Source organism: Pseudoalteromonas fenneropenaei (assembly GCF_042643375.1).
GTDB lineage: Bacteria > Pseudomonadota > Gammaproteobacteria > Enterobacterales > Alteromonadaceae > Pseudoalteromonas > Pseudoalteromonas fenneropenaei.
Map to the genome: position 1 here is coordinate 219,048 of NZ_JBHRSD010000010.1, position 19,260 is coordinate 238,307.

At 46.5% G+C, this 19,260-nt stretch carries 4 protein-coding genes; 1 reads left to right on the forward strand and 3 read right to left on the reverse strand.

Features of this window, described 5'->3' with window-relative positions:
* Positions 1-103 precede the first annotated feature (103 nt).
* Both ACFOEE_RS05180 and ACFOEE_RS05185 read right to left on the reverse strand, forming a co-directional pair.
* Positions 104-4,147 carry an OmpA family protein gene (locus tag ACFOEE_RS05180; protein ID WP_377121604.1) on the reverse strand — a complete coding sequence of 1,348 codons (4,044 nt, stop codon included), beginning with the start codon at positions 4,145-4,147 and terminating at the stop codon, positions 104-106.
* Positions 4,140-14,402: an SdrD B-like domain-containing protein gene (locus ACFOEE_RS05185; protein WP_377121606.1), complete on the reverse strand. Its 10,263-nt coding sequence runs from the start codon at positions 14,400-14,402 to the stop codon at positions 4,140-4,142. The genes ACFOEE_RS05180 and ACFOEE_RS05185 overlap by 8 nt, the downstream gene beginning before the upstream one ends.
* A gap of 689 nt (positions 14,403-15,091) precedes the next feature.
* Here ACFOEE_RS05185 and ACFOEE_RS05190 point away from each other — a divergent pair.
* Positions 15,092-16,756 carry a sensor domain-containing diguanylate cyclase gene (locus tag ACFOEE_RS05190; RefSeq protein WP_377121609.1) on the forward strand — a complete coding sequence of 555 codons (1,665 nt, stop codon included), beginning with the start codon at positions 15,092-15,094 and terminating at the stop codon, positions 16,754-16,756.
* Here the strand turns inward: ACFOEE_RS05190 and hrpB are convergent.
* Positions 16,753-19,251 (reverse strand): ATP-dependent helicase HrpB, encoded by a 2,499-nt coding sequence (gene hrpB, locus ACFOEE_RS05195; protein WP_377121611.1) that lies wholly within the window; start codon positions 19,249-19,251, stop codon positions 16,753-16,755. The genes ACFOEE_RS05190 and hrpB overlap by 4 nt on opposite strands.
* Positions 19,252-19,260 lie beyond the last annotated feature (9 nt).

The window sequence follows — 19,260 nt, forward strand, 5'->3', positions numbered from 1 at the left end:
AAATAATTTTTATCGATACACCGCTTTTAATTAGACTTTTTTAAAATGAAGTCAGGCTTGGCTTTGTCCCTGTATTAGCCAGTTGGTGTGCCTCAATTACTCTCTAGAATTTCCCTGTGACATTTAAAAACCAACCGTCCGCTCGGTAATCTAGTCGCGTCAGATCATCACTAAAATCAGTAAAGTTATAACCTATACCAGCTTTAACGTGCTCCCCAAAATGCCGGTGTAGAGCCACCAGCATCCCCGTCCGTTTGTCTTGAGCTTCAAGCACTTGTAGCTGTCGCCACTCAAGCGTTGCATCCCATTGCTGTAATAAATGGTAGTCCACGCGATTTGTCCACAATGTGGTTGCCGAATCAAACCACTGCCCTTCATCGCGCCCAGCTCGAACTTCACCATTACGGTAGGCAAAACGGCTACCAAAGCGCCAACTTGGGTTGATTTGATAGGCCACATCCAATGCCATAACAGTACTTTTTTGTTGCGGCATTTGTGCTCGCCCAAGCCCTGATAATTGCTCAGCAGGCGCGAGATCTGCAAGATAAGTCAGTGTGGCAAGGCCAGACCAAGGCGAGTTATCGATTGGTCGATAAGCAACTCCAAGCTGTAACTCTGTAAATCTACTATTCAATAGTGCGTGGTCGTCTTTGGCTTGTTCTGCATCACTAAAGGCCAAATCTAATCTGGCTTGGGCGCGCCAATTCTCATCATATTTCCAACTGAAATTGTGGCGCATGAGCCAAGCATCGAGAGTGTGTGATGCGCTATCATCAGTGCGATACTCAAGCGCACTTGTCCATTTCAATGCCTCATTGCCATAACCTAAGGCAAGACTTAACACATCTCTGTCAGCACGTCCCGACTGTGTGTCTAGCGTACCAGTCTCGACTCCTACGCTTACTTGCCACTGCGCATTTAACTGATGCTCAATCCCATACGCTTGCATTAACCCTTGTTCAAGGTTGTTGTGCTGGTACTGTTGCTCTGCATACACACTGGTTGCTTCGCTAAAACGGTGGCGCGCGCCGCTGGTCCAGTTACCTTGCTTTTGCCCTAAAAGGTTATCTCTACCATCAGGATCGAGCTGGTAGTTTAAATACAAATTACTGTCTTGCTGGATTTGGTATTCAAGCCCAAAATTACCCGCGAGACCCAAATTGCCTGTCGATAACTCAGATTGTAATGCCAATTTTTCACTTGCTTGCCAGCGTCCGCCAAGCCCTACTCGGTTATTACTTTGTCGCGCGTACTCACGTGCCAGCGTACCCTGCACAAAACCGTAAAGCTCGGTTGTCTCATTTATAGCTTTACTCAGCTGCACAACCGCATCACTGCGCGTACCTTGTTCACTGCTAACTCCAACCGGTTCATGTTGTTCACGCTGGTCAATACGAACCCCTAGACTCACCATTACATTATTCGTTAAAGAAAGCTTTGTATTAAGCTCCACAGCTTGAGTTTGATTCGCCAAGTCATCTTCTCGACTATCTAACTTTAACTGAGTGTGCATCTGTTCGCTCATCTGCCATTGTAAGCGAGCCCCCTGTTTGGTCTGCGCACTTCGACTCAACAAGCCAAGTCCTGCGTAGCCTGCGCCGAGGCGTTGCCAATAAAATTGCCCATCACCTTGCTGCTCAAGCCCAAAATCGGCAAAAGTCGCTTTCGCCTCAACAAAATAGGCATTGGCTTTAACCACTTCCGTACCTGACGCATAAGTGGTAAAAGTTAGTCCTCCATTGTCACTGCTTAACCCTACACCCAACCCTTCGCTTTGTGCGGCTTCTATTTTGATATAGGCGCTCTCAGACACTTGGTAAGTAGCGTCTAACGCGGTTAAGGCACTGTCAAACCCATCTTGCTCTTGTTTCGAGGCTGTTACACCTAGCTGCACCTGATCATTTAACCAATGACTCAGCCGTGCTCCATAGCTCAAGTTATCCAGTTCATCGAAACTTGGCGCATATTCGTAGCTAGACACTAAATATACCGGATTGTTGTCCAGTGCCGCTGCTCGTACTAATAAGTCATCTTGTTCAAAACTACTAAGTGGCTTGGATAATAAGATCCGTCCTTGCAAGGCATCGAGATCATAATCTTGTCCTTCACTCAACGCGCGTCTGACCAACACTAATCCAGAGGTTTTATCACGAATTTCCACCGCTACACGCGCTGAACCGCGCACAATATCGCGATGTTTTAAGTAAAATAATGAGCCACCCGTTGCGCGTTGTTCTTCATATGAAGACATGGTTTGCGCCTGCGCGACATAAACATTAGCGGCCAACGCCGCTTCACCTTGTGATGTTGTTGCTGCACTAAGATGATTAAGTTCTAAACCATACAGACCACGTTCAATTCGCGCCAATTCGGTATCACCTGAATGCGTGGCGAAGTTCCCCCAAAGTAAATGGCTGGTATCGTTTTCAACTCGGACATAAACCTTACCTTGGCTTGGCGTATCGTCTTCAACAAACGAGTCGTCCCCTACTTCGGCATGGTGCTGCTCTTCTTCCAATCGACGTAACAAACTTTGCGGATCTTGATGATGTAGACCAGACAATAACTGCTCCAACGGCTGTTCTTTGGTGTCGATTTTGGCGCTTATTCTGTAGCCTTGTGCAAACTTACCTTTGACATAACCAGCTAAACGCGCTTCAGCAAATAGGTCATCTTGTGCTTTTTGCCCATCATTGAGCAATACCATAGAGCCACGGTGGTCACGTTGGCCCAAAGTTAAGTCCGCCATCGCAACATAAAACCAGTCCTGTTGTGGTAATGCCAAATCACGGGTGATCAAACGACCATTACCTTTATCATCCAACACCGCCACTTCAGCGCGGTGCAGACCTGATTGCACAATTTGTTGTTGTATAAATCGGCGCTCCCGATTTACGGCGACAATTCGACCCAGAAAATAGACATGATGCTGTAATGGTACTTGTTCACCAAACAGCGTTAAGGTGCCCCCTTCAACTCGAATGGTCTGTTTTGCAAGTTGCGATTCACCTTGACCAGCCTGTAAATAACCTTCTAACTTGCTCGTTGTTACAGCAAACTGAGGCCTAAAATCAACTTCTTGCAAATACGTTTCATCAAACTCGCCTTGCTTGTTAAATACCCGTAAGCGATATTGCAAGCGCATCCCGAGTAAGTTATTGGGCAGTTGCCACTGGCCCCTGAGGTTTTCATCCAAGGTCACTTTTGCCAATAAAGTGCGGTTGGGTAGCAGCAACTGGATTTCAGCAAAATCAATGAATGACAAATAGTTACTGTGGCCTTGAAGATGGAGCGTCAACCCATTACCGGATTGTGTTAAGGCATGTTGCACCGACAACTTAGGTAAAGCACGCAAAGGGTCGTATTTAAACTGCAGCTGCAACTTTTCTAAAGCAACATCAGCGCAGCGTTGTGCATCGGCATTGTTAGCGCTGTCATCTGCGGCTAATGCAATGCCATCTAAGCTTAGACTGAGCGCTTGAGACGTTTGCGGCACACCACCACAAATTTGTTCACGTAGCGCACTATACTCACTGAGCGTTTTGGTGACCACATGCTCTTCAACATACACCGCTAGCACTTCAACTCGGCGATTGCGTGCCATACCAGCTAAAGTATCATTACTGGCAACAGGCTCTCGGTCAGCGCGCCCTTCGGTACTGACTTGTGTGCTGTCCAGCTGAAGCTGAGCAGCGAAATAGTCGGCGACTATCTCTGCGCGATGTTCAGAGAGATCTTGGTTGTCACTGTAGATTTTACGTGCATTTGGACTGAGCCTTTGATTATCTGCATGGCCGATAAAATGCAGCTTTAGCTGTTTTTTACCTTGTAATAATGCCACGATACGGTCCATTTCAGCTTTGGTTGAACCAGTCAGATAATGTTTCCCCGACACAAAGCGGATCGCTGAGTCCTTGACAAACTCACTGAGGCTCAGCGCTTCTGTCACCTCCTGAGTTTGCGTCTGTTGCAAAGTAACTGGTGGTAAGGCATGGAGCACAAAGTGTTTTTGTACTAACACTCGTTCTGTATTGACCACCACATCCTCTTGGTGGTTGATATTCACACCTGCAAGAGCAGCTGAAGACCCCATAGTACAAGCCAGCGCAATGCCGCGCGCCAAAGGTGAAAATACGAACTTAATCATGCTTGTACTCCTCTACTTCTTGGTTCATCTGAGGCAATGCAGGTGCACCCAGCCACTCTTGTTCAAATGTCAATTCTGCAGAGCAGCCACACGCATTTGCCACTGCCAGTAGACGCGCCTTCAGTACTTCAATCCGGCGCTGTGCTGCAGCCTGTTGCTCTCCTAATTGCAGTTGATAAGCGAGTCGGACCACTAGTGGACCTTGGCTGACAATATCGCTTAAGTGATTAAATCGGCTGACGTATTCAGCTTGCAGCTGATCATCGCTGTCAAAGGCTTGGTGATTAAATTGCACACGCAATACGCGGTGGATATTGGCGGCAAAATTCACTTCACTGCGCGTACCTCGGGTTAACCTGACTAAGCGTGGATTCTCACTGGTGATGCGGTAGCCTGAAGGTAAACTGCGTGCGTCTAGTTTTAGAATAAATTGACTACCGCGCTCTGGGTTCGGTATATCAGCACAGTTTAAGTAATAACGACCGTGTTTATCGGTGGTGATCCACAACCCTTGCGCGGTGGCGATACGCACGCCAGCCAAGCCCACTTCTTGGGCGTCTTGCATGCCATTGCGATTAGCGTCATCGAACACTTTGCCGCTAATGTCACTACAATCAAACAACGCATCAGGGACTATCTGCACCATTGCCGTCGCAATATTAGATAACCGCGTGTATTGCTTGTGCCAAACATTTTCTGTGCTCATCGCCTGTGCACTACGCTCAGCATAAGCTTGGTTGATATAACGCCCTTCACTGCTCCCTGCACCGACCACTACCATTAACTCCACGCGCTTACTTTGTTTGGCTTGCAGTGATTGATTAATAAAACGCAGCGTTTGACCATGCACAAACGGCTCCACTGCGATATCCTCGATGCGCGCACTACCTTTCACGTATTTAAACCCTGCCGGTAATGCATCCACAAAACTCAATTGAGTGAGGTCTAAGTCCACTTGATTAGTGAAATTAATCACGTACGGGATCAAACTACCAACTTGAGCGCGCTCCAAAAGCGTCTGCTTCTGGGCCAACACCATATCGTTGCCGTACGGATCTAGCGGGATATGGTTATTAACCACGTTTGCCGAAGGCAATTGAGGGTCTATCTCAAAGGTCAAGTAATATTGCGTTGTCGCGTTGTGTGTCGATACATCAAGAGTATGAACTGGACAATTGTCTGGATTTGCAACCTCTGCGGATAACGCTGGTGGATTAGCGCTGTGATGTACCAAAACAGGCAATGTCTGAGCACCGACAATTAATGAATTGGAGCACGCTGGTAACTGTATCGACTCTCGTTGGTAGTAACCCGCTGGCGCTTCCACTTGGAGTTGATATTGGCCTTTTGGCGCATCAGCAAATAGTAAGAATTGGTAAAACCCATCATCGCCTGTGATTTGATGCACCGCTTCTTGGCCCCCAACTAAATGTTTATCGGCATCAAATCCCTGTGGTGCCACGATGCTCACTTTGGCACTGCGGATTGGCTTACGTGAGGTTGCGTCATAAATGATCCCAGAAGGGTCAACTGGTAAGTTTTGCTCATCTGCGACTTCCCCAGCGCTCAAACGCAAATTAGTGATGGTGCCTTTTTCGACACTAGCACTTGGGTCGTTAGTAACTGGCACGCCATAGAGGATCCCACCTTGTGGATGGCGGAAACGAATTTCATACACCCCCGCAGGCAACCCCGTGAACTGATAATCACCATTGGCATCAGATTGGGTGACGAGCAGTGGTGTTTCATCTAAGGCATTACGCTCACCATTACCAAGGTCAAACAACAACTCAACTGTCCAACCTGCTTTGCCGTTTTGGTCGTCAATTTCGCGGTTGTGGTTGGTATCTCGCCAGATTTTGCCCTGAATGGTAGCTGGGTTTAATAGTTGCTCGCCAAAATTGTAATCCGTTGCAACAGTCACGTGGGCGGGCACATGAATGTTGGCGATCACATCATTGCCGAGCGTACCACCTAATGACCCAAGACTATCTAAACCATCTTGGGTATCTTGTGGCTGGGTTTCGATTAAGGTAAAACCTTCTCCATTGGCCAGTGGAATATCCGCAAAAACATACTCACCTTGACGGTTGGTGATAGCATGGCGGATCAGCGCTTGATTGTCCTTATCAAACCCTTTTAAGGTCACTATCGCGTCCGCGATCCCCATTTCTTGCGGATGTTTAACCCCATCATCGTTGATATCGATATAAACATAACCACTTAGGTCGCTGCCGCCCTCTCCAAAGTAATAGCCCGTAGCCTGATCATTGAGGTTAAGCTTAATGGCTGAAAACTTGTCATTGCTCGCGGTTCCGCCATGACTACCAAGTTGTTCTTGACCGTCCAACCAAGCCGAAGGTTGCTGCTGGATTATGCTATAAATACCCGGAGGTAACATAGCAAACAAGAATTCACCTTGTTCATTGGTATCACTGGTTGCTGATAAAGGATTGCCATCCAGATCTAGGCCTTCTAGCGTAATAGTAACACCACTGACACGATGTATTTCGTCACTGTCTAATTGACCGTTTTCATTACTATCTACCCACACTGCACCACTTAACTTTGCTGGTTGTAGCTCTGCAAAATCAAGGTGTTGTAAGTTAACTATGGTTTTAATCTCACCGGTTAAAATGGTATCTTCACCGCGCTGATTCGCAATTACCACACCCGCTTTGGATTCTCTACCGTCCACAAACGCCTTCGGTTGTTGCTGATTAACCGCATAGCCTGAAGCGTCGGAAGGGGCAAGCCCTGCGAATTGATAGAAGCCTGAAGCATCGGTTTGTGTAGCAAGCTGGACCGCATTGCCACGATAGTCTTTGCCAGATAAAGTCAACTCAACATTAGCAATACCATGATGCGTGGCATCCTTTAGCTGTGGGCGTAAACCATCATTATCAGTGTCAATAAACACATGACCAGAGACAGTAATTCCGTACAACTCACCGAAGTGAATATCTGCATGAGTTTGCGCAGCCAAGACAACTGTAGTCACGCTATCTTGCCCCATGCTATTTGGCACAATTTGTGCCGCAATCGATTCCACACCATCCACATAGCCTGGTGGTTGTTGCTGGCTAAGCACATACCCAGTAGGTGCACTTGGCGGTAGACCGGTAAAAATAAAATTACCTTGTTCATCGCTTTGCAGCGATAAACTCAATGTCAGCCCTTGAAAAGACGTCCCGATAAGCTGCAATGTTACCGCCGCAATGCCTAGCTCGTTTTGTTGCCAAAGACCATCTTGATTGCTATCAAGGTAGACTTTGCCCGGTAGTTCAGCAGCACTCACCTCAGCAAAGCCATAACCATCAAGCTTTGCCCCTGGTGAGACATGGATAGTAATAATATCTTGCCCAATACTAGCCGCGATTATCTGACCTTGGCTGGATTCTTGGCCATCGAAGTAGTGCTCTGGTTGTACTTCTTCGAGTGTATAACCTTGACTATCACTAGGAGGTAGTGCCGCAAAGGTAAACTGACCACGGCTATCTGAGCGTAAAGTCTGGAAAACAGCTTCACCCATTAAGCTGCGTCCAGCTAGGGTCACGCTTACACCTGCAATCCCCGTTTCATCACTATCCGGTAAACCATTGAGGTTAAAATCATTAAATACCAGACCTGTAATTTGTGCAGCTGGCAAATAGCTGAAGTTGTAGTTTTCAAACGTTAACCCTGAGTGTGCTTCCAACCGAGAAAAACGGTTTTGCTCATGATGTGGTTGTCTGCCAATACTTTCGTTACCATCAACAAATTTCAACGTTTCTGCATGCGGTACTTTACTTAGTTGATAAGTGCCTGCAGCTAACTGAGTAAATTGATAGAAGCCGCGGCTGTCGGTGACAGTTGAGCTCAGCTTTTCACCTCGCGAGTCTAGTAAATCTACAATTTGGCCGCTTAAACCCTGTTCGTTACTGTCACGTAGTTGGTTGAAATCGCCCGCATCGAGGAATACATAGCCACTGATGCTGTGTAGCTTTGGCTGTGCTTGCTTAGCAAAATTGAGCTTGTCTTGCACGCTCGCAATAGGCAAACGAGTATTGATCACGGTACTGTCGAGAACACGAGTGCCGATACTAGCAAGACCATCGCGATAGTCTGTCACTTCCGCCGCTTCAAGGTAATATTGCGCCGTCGTTAGCTGCTCAAATTGGTAAACACCTTGACTGTCGGTGGTAGTGGTTGCAATAACGTCATTAGCTTGATTGCGTAAGGTTACAATAACGCCAGCAAGACCAGACTCGGTCGCATCCAAAATATGGTCAAATGGCGCATTGTCGGAGAAAACTACACCTTTTAGCCTGCTATATTTACCAAAGTAGGCAAAGTTATGCTGTTTCAGGCTATCACCCGCTTTTAGTGTGATAACGAGTTGGGACGAGGCCTGTTTTTCTTGCGCAATACTCGCAACACCGGCTTGATAGTCATTGTGAATTAATTCAGCTGATAAAGCGTAGTTGCCCGCCGGAATATCTTGCAAATGGTAAAAACCCAGCTCATTGCTCTTGGTGGTATATCGCAAGGAGCTATCAACCTGACTCACTAAGGTCACAAGCGCCCCTTGCAGCCCTGATTCCTTCGCAGCAAACACACTGTCTTCTGGGGCTGTATCAAAGAACACATAACCACTCACTTGGCTAAGGCGCAGTGTGTACGCAAAGTTATGCTCGGTCAGTGTTTCGTTTTTATCCACCTTGAACGTAAGTGTGGCGCTCCTTTTTACCTCTTTAGCAATACTGGCAAGGCCCGCATGATAATCCGCATGATTTGATCCCACCTTTAACTCATAATCCCCAGCAGGAATATTTTTTAGCTGGTAGAAGCCCGCTTGGTCAGCGTCAGCGGTAAATTGGATGTTCGGCTTCGCTTTGTCCGTTAAAAGTAGCTTTGCGTAAGCGAGCCCAAGTTCCCCACTGTCCAATAGGTTGTTTTTCGTTTTACCATCAATAAACACCTTACCACTGATGATATTCAGCTTAGGGGTATAGGCAAAGTTATGCCCAGTCAGTGTTTCGTTTTTATCCACCTTGAGCGTAAGTGTGGCGCTACTTTTTACCTCTTTAGCAATACTGGCAAGGCCCGTTTGATAATCCGCATGATTTGATCCCACCTTTAACTCATAATCCCCGGCAGGAATATTTTTTAGCTGGTAGAAGCCCGCTTGGTCAGCGTCAGCGGTAAATTGGATGTTCGGCTTCGCTTTATCAGTTAAAAGTAGCTTTGCGTAAGCGAGCCCAAGTTCACCACTGTCCAATAGGTTGTTTTTCGTTTTACCATCAATAAACACCTTACCACTGATGACATTCAGCTTAGGGGTATAGGCAAAGTTATGCTCGGTCAGTGTTTCGTTTTTATCCACCTTGAGCGTAAGTGTGGCGCTACTTTTTACCTCTTTAGCAATACTGGCAAGGCCCGCTTGGTAATCTGCATGATTTGATCCCACCTTTAACTCATAATCCCCAGCAGGAATATTTTTTAGCTGGTAGAAGCCCGCTTGGTCAGCGTCAGCGGTAAATTGGATGTTCGGCTTCGCTTTGTCAGTTAAAAGTAGCTTTGCGTACGCAAGCCCAAGCTCACCGTTATCCAATAGGTTGTTTTTCGTTTTACCATCAATAAACACCTTACCACTGATGATATTCAGCTTAGGGGTATAGGCAAAGTTGTGCTCGGTTAACTCATCGCCTGCAGTTAAACTAATTGAGATCAAGGCATGCTCTAGAGCAACGTTTGCAATACTGGCTTTTCCTGCCAAATACTGCTTAGGCGGGGTTGTGACTTTGACTTGTACCGCTTCAAGCGGCAATGTCTCGAATCGGTAGGCACCTTGGGCATTCGTGGTTGTTTCTGCAATCAAGCTACCATTTGACGTTTTAAAGACCCCGACTTTCGTTTCAGCAAGACCTGCTTCACTGGGCGCCCTGAGATTGTCAACGGGGTCATGATCAACAAATACAAAGCCCTGCAAAGATGCTAGCTTTATGGCATCTACTGGAGTTTTGGCGGTCGCTTCGTTATTGCTTAAATCGCGTTCGAGTGTGGCTGTAGATACTTTAGCCGTGTTGACCATTTCCAGTACATTGTTTGCTGGCATGTTCACTAATTTCACTGGAATTTTGACCGCCCAAACAGCAGTGCTATCGGTCGGCTTAAATTCCTCAAGCTCACAGCGGACTTGACGGCTTTGCTCGTTAAATTCGCAATGACCAAGATTAGTCTCTATTTTGCCATCAATGGCCAAATTACTGTCCAATACGTCCAGCACTGTGTTACCAAAGCTCGTTCCTGGGCCTAAGTTAGTCACATTAATTAGGTATTCAAATGCTTGCCCAAGTGCCAAACGCGTTACTGACGCAACCTTGGTAATTGACAAATCTGAACGAATTGTCATTGAGGTATTTTCTGCTTCGTAATTATTGGGTTCGTTTGCTTCGATTTCGTTCGACGTAACTGCCAACAACGTTTCAGCTATCAGACCTGTACGCACAGGGCGATTAAGCACTTTGAAGATCAAATGACGCTCATACCACTCACTTTCAGCAAGTGTATGATTTTGTAGGGCTACGTTACCTGTCTTAGCTAAACAATTGAAAGTTGTTTTTACCTCAAACTCAATACCTACATTGGCACAGTGCTGCTCGGCGGGGAGCAAACAAGCTGTCCCATTTTGGCTTTCACAAAGAAACCTTAGTTTTTGGTGTGCTCCTTTTGGTTCAATCGTAAATTGATAGCCCAAGCCACTCGCCAGCGATTTTGTGGCATTGGTGTCATTGATATGGTTAAGTCGTAACTTATAAACAAGTAAATTATCGCTTGCGCCTTGTGCATCATTCCATTCATAAGTGGGCTCATCAACATCGTTATTTTCTGCGGATAGGTCTATCACTTGTGGTTCAATACGAACTTCACTTAAGAGGCTATGATTACCACTGTTACTATCATTTTCTAACTTGGCTGCGGTGATATTTGTTTGCCCACTCAGCGTCCAAAGCTGTTTGTCTGAACTACTTTGCGGTTCGACTTTAATTTCTATTGTTTGTAATTCATTGGGGGCAAGCTCACCAATTGAGCAGCGTACTGTCAGGTCATTGGCGCTAAATTGACAGACGCTCTCTTGGCCTGTACGAGAAAAACGACTACTGATAAATTTGAATTGGCGCGCATTTGGAAGCGTAAACTTATGCGCGACCACCACCTCATGTGCTTTATTTGCCCCTTGATTGGCAATGTCGATTTTTAGTAGTGCAGTATTGAGCGTTTTAATGTTCGTGCTGGCAAAATTGGCGCCATTGATAGCAACATCAAACACAGGCTCTATGCGAATTCTATGTTCACTCTGATCGTTAGCTGTATTGCCATCTTTGTGGGTAATCGAGGTCACTTCGGCTCGATTGACTACCTCACCTTGCGTATCAAATATGGGGCGTGTGACCTGCATCTCTAGTACAGCGGCATCGCCTACTCGGAACGTTTCACCCGCTTTTAGACGACAGGTTATGGTATAGTTATTACCAACAATACTCGCGCGGCAAGCAAACTTTGCACCTTGGCGGCTGAGTATTTCTGCAGGAAAGCGGATATCCGTCTTACTACTGCCGTCGCGGGATTGGAAGTAACCAGCAAAGGTGTCTGTAAAGACTAAATTATTATCAGAGATATGGCCTTCAATCTCATCGCCACCTAAATGCGACAAGGTAACCGTATAAAAGATAGTCTGTTGCGATATGGATAACGCTGTCATTTGCGTTGTATGACTGGCATCTTGGTAGGCTTTTTTTTCAACGGATAAATCCGCACGAGCATAAACCGTTACTGAGGCTGATGCAGGAGTCACAGATTCGTTTGGGTAACCTTGTTCGTCTTTAACCGTTGCAATGTTGGTTAAGCGTCCAGGCTGGTTGGCTTTAGTGATAATTTTTAACACAGGCGCAGCTTGCTTTGCCGCCAAACTCAGGCCCTGACTTGCATCTGCAGAGGCTTTATATTGGCAAGTCACCACTTGCTTTTGCTTTAACGCTGCATCCCCTGAAACATCACAGAACCAATTATCACCACTGTAAGATTGATATACTTCGCCTATCGGCAGTTCATCGGTGACAGTGACTATACCAATGCTTGATCCTGCCCCATCATTGCGAACTTGAATATTGCTGACAACTGTATCTCCCAAGTACACATCACTGCTTGTCGAGCCAATAGCGTGCTTGGTCTTACTTATCGCCAATTTTACAGGGTTACGTAAAGTAAACCACTCTTGATAAGAAACGGTTATAGGGTCTCCTGAATCGGAGGTAATTGTGGCTACGTTGCGGATTGGACGCACATTGCTTGGTGGCAGCTTAACCACCACCTTAACCACGAAACGTTCTTGCGGTTCAATTTTTGCTATCGTACAGCGTAGTAAACTCGCGGTTAACGTGCCACAAGCGTCTCTTTGAATATCCGTTGAACTGGCACTGCCTCTATGGACACTAGCAGACACTAAAGTGATATTGTCGAGCATTGGGTCTTCGACCACCACATTCTCGGCAGCTTGTGCACCACTGTTAACTACATCGATATAAAATTCAAATTGTTGCCCATAATAGATCTCAGCATTCCAATTCAAACTCGACTTCTTGGTTGCCGTTATCTTTGCCAAACCATCCGAAACTGCGAACGATGCTGTGGCTGAAATATATTTATCCCCAGCATAGTTTAAAGTAGCCGTATTACTCTGGCTTGACGTTGCTTGCTTGGCAATGGTTTTTACAACGATGACCCTAGTTTGCTGTGGCTGCAACTCGCTCACGTTTGCAGTACAAGTTAGCTTTTGTGCTGCGATGCTACAGTTAAAGTCAGTACTCTCGACACCTTGATAAGTCAGTGCTGTCGGGATCACATCAACAAGACTATTGAGTGCAAAGGTAGTGCTTTCGTTATTTTTTACCTCAATTCGAAAATCAACCTTGCTCCCCACATACAAAGTGCGCGACTGTATCAACTTTTTTGTCAGCGTTGGTCTTACTTCCGTGGTTTCGAGCGTAATACCGGCACTTTTTGCTTGGTTGTTATCCAAAATTGGGTCAAAGGTTGAGGCGCTCACTTTAGCCAAATCGGTGAATGTCAGAGTCGATGTACTATTGGGTAGTTGCGCATTAAGCACGATTTTCTCGGAGCTGCTGCTTGCCGCCATTTGAGCTTTACGACAAATCACGTGGTCGGTTTGCACCGTACAACTCCACCCTGGAGGAGCACCGATACTATTGATTTTGATACGCGGATCGTAATCAAATCTGGTCTCGACATTCTGTGCTGAAGCCCAACCTTTGTTTTGTACATAGAGGTTATAAGCAAATGATGCATTCGGTGCTAAACGTAAATGCCACGTGGCCTCAGCGCTGCCTGATTGGGCACTTAATGTGGTAATACGAATGGCTAAATCTGCATTTTGTGCAACAGCACTGGTCACTGACGCAGTATCATTACTGCTGTCGCGCTCTACTATCTGGCTTGCCCCGCTGATACTTGAAGTAGCCGTAATATTGCCACTTGAGCCTGCTTTTAATACCACAGCAAAAGTCAATTGAGTTGCACTGACCGCTAAAGACGACCTAGTGCAACGAATGATTTGCGCTTGTTTGGCACACGTCCAACCAGCCTGTGGAGTATTACCGGCGGACTGCCATTGCGTGTTTTGCGGCAACGTCACTTGCAAGACCAAGTCCTGCGCTTCATCAGCGCCCAAATTCTCTGCCGTCACTACATAATTGAACGGCTCATTAACCTTCACACTGGCAGGAGCTGAGATTTTAGTTTGCAGGTCCATACCGGCAACGACAGTTGTATTTTGTGTTTCCGTATTGTTGTTGGTTTGTCCAGCATTCTCGTTTGTTGCACTGACACTTGCTATGGCACTGACGGTGCTTGGAGTCGATTGTGATGTACTTAGCTGTACCGAAATTTTTTTGTTTGGTGTAAACGCGCTACCTGAGCTGTTGTCTATTTCCGCCCAGCGACAGACAAGCTCACTATCATACGCGCATACATCCACAGCTGATACTGACGAAAAACGCGTACCTCTGGGGATTGGAAACCTCACTTCAACATTCTTCGCTATATCGCGCTCTGCATTATAGACTTCAATGTCATAAGTGATCTTGTCGCCTCGCGCAACCGATTTCCCATCGTCTCTTAGGTTAATCGAAACGTCTACGGCAAATGCAAACTGGCATATCAGTGCCAGCAATATCACAACTCCGAAACGAAACACATTTCCTCCAACTCTAATTTAGGTACAACTTTAGGGTTGGCAATTGTAAATACAAATTACACTGTAATACAGTGTAATTTGTACCTAAATTAACTATTTTAGAATGTGATAATTACAGGAATAACTCTAAACTTGCTCAAAAGACTTCCTCCAAGGCACATTTACCTTCGTAAAAAACTAAAGGACAAGATATAAAACCAATGTATATCAATATACTTAGCCCACCACTTACTTTTTAGACATATTATCTATGCTTTAACAGGCCAACGTTTAGACAGTACAACCCTCTCCGCTCACCAACCAAAACTTAAGTCGTAACTTCACCAAAAAACATGCAAATATCACAAGAATAAGTTATTTGTTAGGATTTTAGGTATAACGAAAATATCAACTATTGAACTGGATACCACTTAAATTTAGAGGTGTTATTTAAATCGACGTGAAGCTAATCTAGCGACGTTTCGAAGTGATTGTGTGAGGTGATGAAACGGTAAGCTCGCGCTCAATCAAACTCGATGTGAAGGCGCCGATAAAGTATATAGAAATATGATTTTAAATAATTTTTCAAAATTGAAGTGATACATTCAAGGTAATATATTCTCAAAATTTTGAGGATGACAAATATTCTCGTCAGGACGAATTATCATCTATACTTCGTACCAATAATTAAAATAATTGTGACAAAAGTTGTGAAGTTAAAAGTCCTAATGCTGTTTACCTGTATCCTGCTTGCAACGGCACCTCTATTTTTTGGTGCGTATTATCTTAACGATTTAACACAGCAGCATTATCGAGAGCTGTTTAAACGGCACTTGGAGTCTCTTTCACTTATTGCCAAAAAACGTATTGAAGCCGCGGTTAGCGAAACTGAAAACTACACAGCTTTAACAGCGAGCCGCACACAACTGCGTAAAAGTCTGAAGAGCTGGCTTACCAATAACAACCCCGAAGACCTACAGCGTATCCACACTATCCTGTTTGACGCCAAACAAAGTTTGCCGAATTTGGTACGTCTTACTGTCTATGATGATAAAGGCTGGTTTGTCGCGGCTGATACTCAAACTCCGCAAGCAAACCTGACGACTATGAGTAGTGTGAATGTTTCTCCGATTTACCTTGAACCAACCGAATTTGGCGCAGTCCTAAGTAACGTTCAAATGCTGTACCTTGAAGGGGAAAAGCTCGGTTATCTTAAACTGGATATCAATGCCTCTGCCATTACTGACTTAGTTCACGACCGAGCAGGGCTTGGCACCACTGGCGAGTGGCTGTTTGCTGTGCGTGATGTAAGCGGCAATGCCTTAATTGCCGTACCGCTAAGACATGACGAGCTTGCGGCGTTTCGCCGCACTGTAGCCAAAACGGAGCTACAAGTCCCCATTATTCAAGCACTGCAAGGGAACAGCACTACACTCGAGAATGCGCCAGACTATCGCGGGGTTAAAGTACTTGCTGCGACGCAATATCTGGCTGCGCTAGATTGGGGTTTAGTTGTAAAGGTCGACGAAGCCGAGGTAAATCAATTAGCGACTAAGCAACAACAGTTTTTTTACCTCGCTGAAGGGCTAATTTTATTGTTAGCAATTGCGGTCGGGTTGTTGCTGGCCAATTTAGTAGCTGAGCCATTTCAACGTTTACGCTTGTTTGGTGAGAAACTGCGTTTAGGTTCAATGTCACAAGCGCCAAAACTCGGCGGGTGGCAGGAAATTAAAGAGGTATCGCAAAACTTGGTACAAATGATGGAGCAGATGCAGACGTTGAACCAAAATTTGCAGGCGGAAATATCTGAGCGAAATGAACAGCTCAAAGTAAGTCAGCAAAAGCTACTTCAGCAATCACCGGAGGACCCTATCACGGGGCTGTTCAATCACAAGTTTTTCAATCGCCGCTTGGATGAGGAGTTAGACCGTGCTATTCGCCATAGCCATCGCCTCACCTTAGTCTTGGTCGAGGTTGATCATTACACTACAATTGTTGGACATTGGGGCGAAGACGTTGCTCACTTAGTGTTGCAAAAAGTCGCCATTGCCCTTCGCAGTGGCGTGCGCCGCTCTGATATTTGTGGTCGCCTGAGTGATGGCAGCTTCGCTTTGCTACTGCCAGAAACCAAAGAACAAGCTGCAAAAGCGTTTTTAGAACCGTTACGTGAAGACATCGCCCAAACCATAGTTGCGACCATGAAAGGTGGCCTTCATATCACCTGTAGTTTTGGTATCGCTTCCTTTACAGTCAATACCATACGTCCAAGTGAACTGTTTAAATTTACCCAACAAGCGCTGCTCAATGCCAAGCAGCAAGGTTACAACCGCATCATGATTTATACACCACCAAACGATGTTCATTCAGACAGTTAAGGTGTTTTTGGCATCCGCGATTTTAACGAGTGGCCCGCAGCCGCCAACCAAGGCTCATCTGGCCATCTGTGTTTCGGGTAACGACCACGCATCTCCTTGGCCACTTCGATGTAGGCATTACGCCAAAAATGAGCAAGGTCGCTGGTTGTCTGTAGTGGCCGCTGAGCAGGTGACAGTAACTCAAAGCGTAATTTACAAGCTCCGTCGGCCAAAGTTGGCGATTCGACTTCGCCAAATACTTCTTGTAGACGGATGGACACAGTCGGCACGCCTGCTGAATAGTCGATAGCGACTTTGGCGCCGCTCGGCGCTTGATAAAATACGGGCGCCAATTTATCGAGCAGCTGTTGCTGCTCCCAGCTCAAAGTCGCAGTTAATAAATGATGAATAGGTAACTGACGCAGAGCACGCAGATTGTCTACTTTGCCCAGATAAGGTAACAACCAATCATCTAACGTGGCTAAAAGCCCCGCCTCATTAACCGCTAAAAATGCGTCATGATATTGGCCAAGCCAAGCGACACGCTGTAACCAACGTTGGCAGTTTACATCCCAATTTAACAGTGTGAGGCCCTCACTGCGAATAAGCGGCGCAATACAACGCACAAATTCGCGTGCTGTGGGTGCGGGTAAAGGTTTGCTAGCCACCAACAACTGCTGATAGTAACTGTTTTCACGACCTATGAGCTTTTCTTTATGCTCATCCAAATGCCAACTAACCTCGCTTCTTAGCTGCTCAGCAATTAAAGCTTTTGCATCCACCAGTGGCTGACACAAATAAATCACGCCATCGCGATTTTGCCCATCACAATCAACTACGACCAACCATTCGCTCGTTGCTACTGCATCATCATCGCGTAACCTAACACCACGGCCATTTGCCATAGTGTAACGTCTTGAACTGGCATTACTGAGCTTCGCCACTCGGTCTGGAAACGCATAAAACAGCAATTGGCCGAGCTGCGTTTGGTAGTCTGCTAAACTGCTATGATTAAACTGCAACTTAACCTGCCGCGCTGGTGCTAAGCGTTTTACCGTAGTGACTATCTGCTGTAATACCGCTTGGCGCACTGCCGCCTTGGGGCGCTGACCTTGTAAGGTGTCGATTACCGCAAGCACGCGTTCAAGCAGCTCACTACTGGCAGAGTTCAATGCAAGGTCGCGCTCGTTCAACACCCCCGCTAATACCAGCGCAAATGCCTGCTCAGCTTCAGCGGCGCTCAGCAGCATGGCTGCCAATCGCGGTGCCAAGCCCAACGTTAACGCTTGCTCGCCAAGGGCTGTTATTTTTCCGTCTGGTGCGATAAGCCCAAGTGTTCGATTCAGCTCTTTGGCCACCACAAAGTGATGCTCTGGTGGCGCGCTGAGCCAATTGACCTCTTGATACCGTGAGATCCCCCAAGCGGCAAGGTCAAGCACTAATCCAGTTAACTCACTTTGTACCAGTTCTTCGGCTTGATAGGGCGCCAAAGTGCGCTGCTCTGCTTGCGACCACAAGCGTAAACAGTGCCCAGCTTGCAATCGCCCCGCTCGGCCCGCCCTTTGTACCGCAGAGGACAAAGCAATACGCGCGGTATCTAATCGAGACAAACCGCTTTTAGCATCGAATACCAGCCGTTTTTCTAGGCCGGAATCAAGCACTGCTGCTATGCGCGGAATGGTTAAACTGGTTTCAGCAATATTGGTGGCAAAAATGATCCGCCGCGGTGCGTCAGGTGCAACCTGTAACACTTGAGTCTGGGCATTTAACGGTAAAGCACCGTGTAGCGGCAGTAGTTGATAGGTTTGCCCAAAGCGCGCTTCTGCGGCGCTAATCGCGCGGGCAATGTCACCTTGGCCTGGCAAAAATACCAAAATATCACCGCTGGGTACGTCTTGTAATAATTGCCCCAACCCCACCACCACTTGCTCCGCCAAAGGCTTTGCACCTAAGCTCAAGTAACTTTCGGTAACGGCAAAGCTGCGTCCGGCACACACAACAATCGGCGCGTTGTCTAGGTACGTACTCAAGGTTTGGCTGTCTAAAGTAGCCGACATCACCAATAAACGCAGATCGTCACGATACGCTTGTTGTACTTCATAGCACAGCATCAGCGCCAAGTCGGCGTGGATAGAGCGCTCATGGAATTCGTCAAAAATAATCAGCGCGGTGTCGGTCAATTCTGGGTCGTGTTGTAAACGACGCGTCAACACTCCTTCGGTGACAATTTCCAAACGGGTGGCCGCTGAGACTTTACGCTCATGGCGAATTTGATAACCTACCGTCTCACCTACTGCCTCACCCAATTGCGTCGCCAAAAACTGTGCGATGGCTTTCACCGCCACTCGCCGCGGCTCCAACATCACTATTTTTTTATTGCCAAGCCAAGCTGCTTTTAGCATAGCTAAAGGCACTACTGTGGATTTCCCAGCACCCGGCTGCGCCTCAAGGATCACATTCGGGGCGTCAGCTAAATGTTGTAGGATTTGTTCAAGATGAGCGTGGATTGGTAACACAGGCAGACT

Bases quoted from the DNA above. Each gene is read 5' to 3' on its own strand.
- ACFOEE_RS05180 (WP_377121604.1), bottom strand. From the start codon at position 4,147: ATGATTAAGTTCGTATTTTCACCTTTGGCGCGCGGCATTGCGCTGGCT.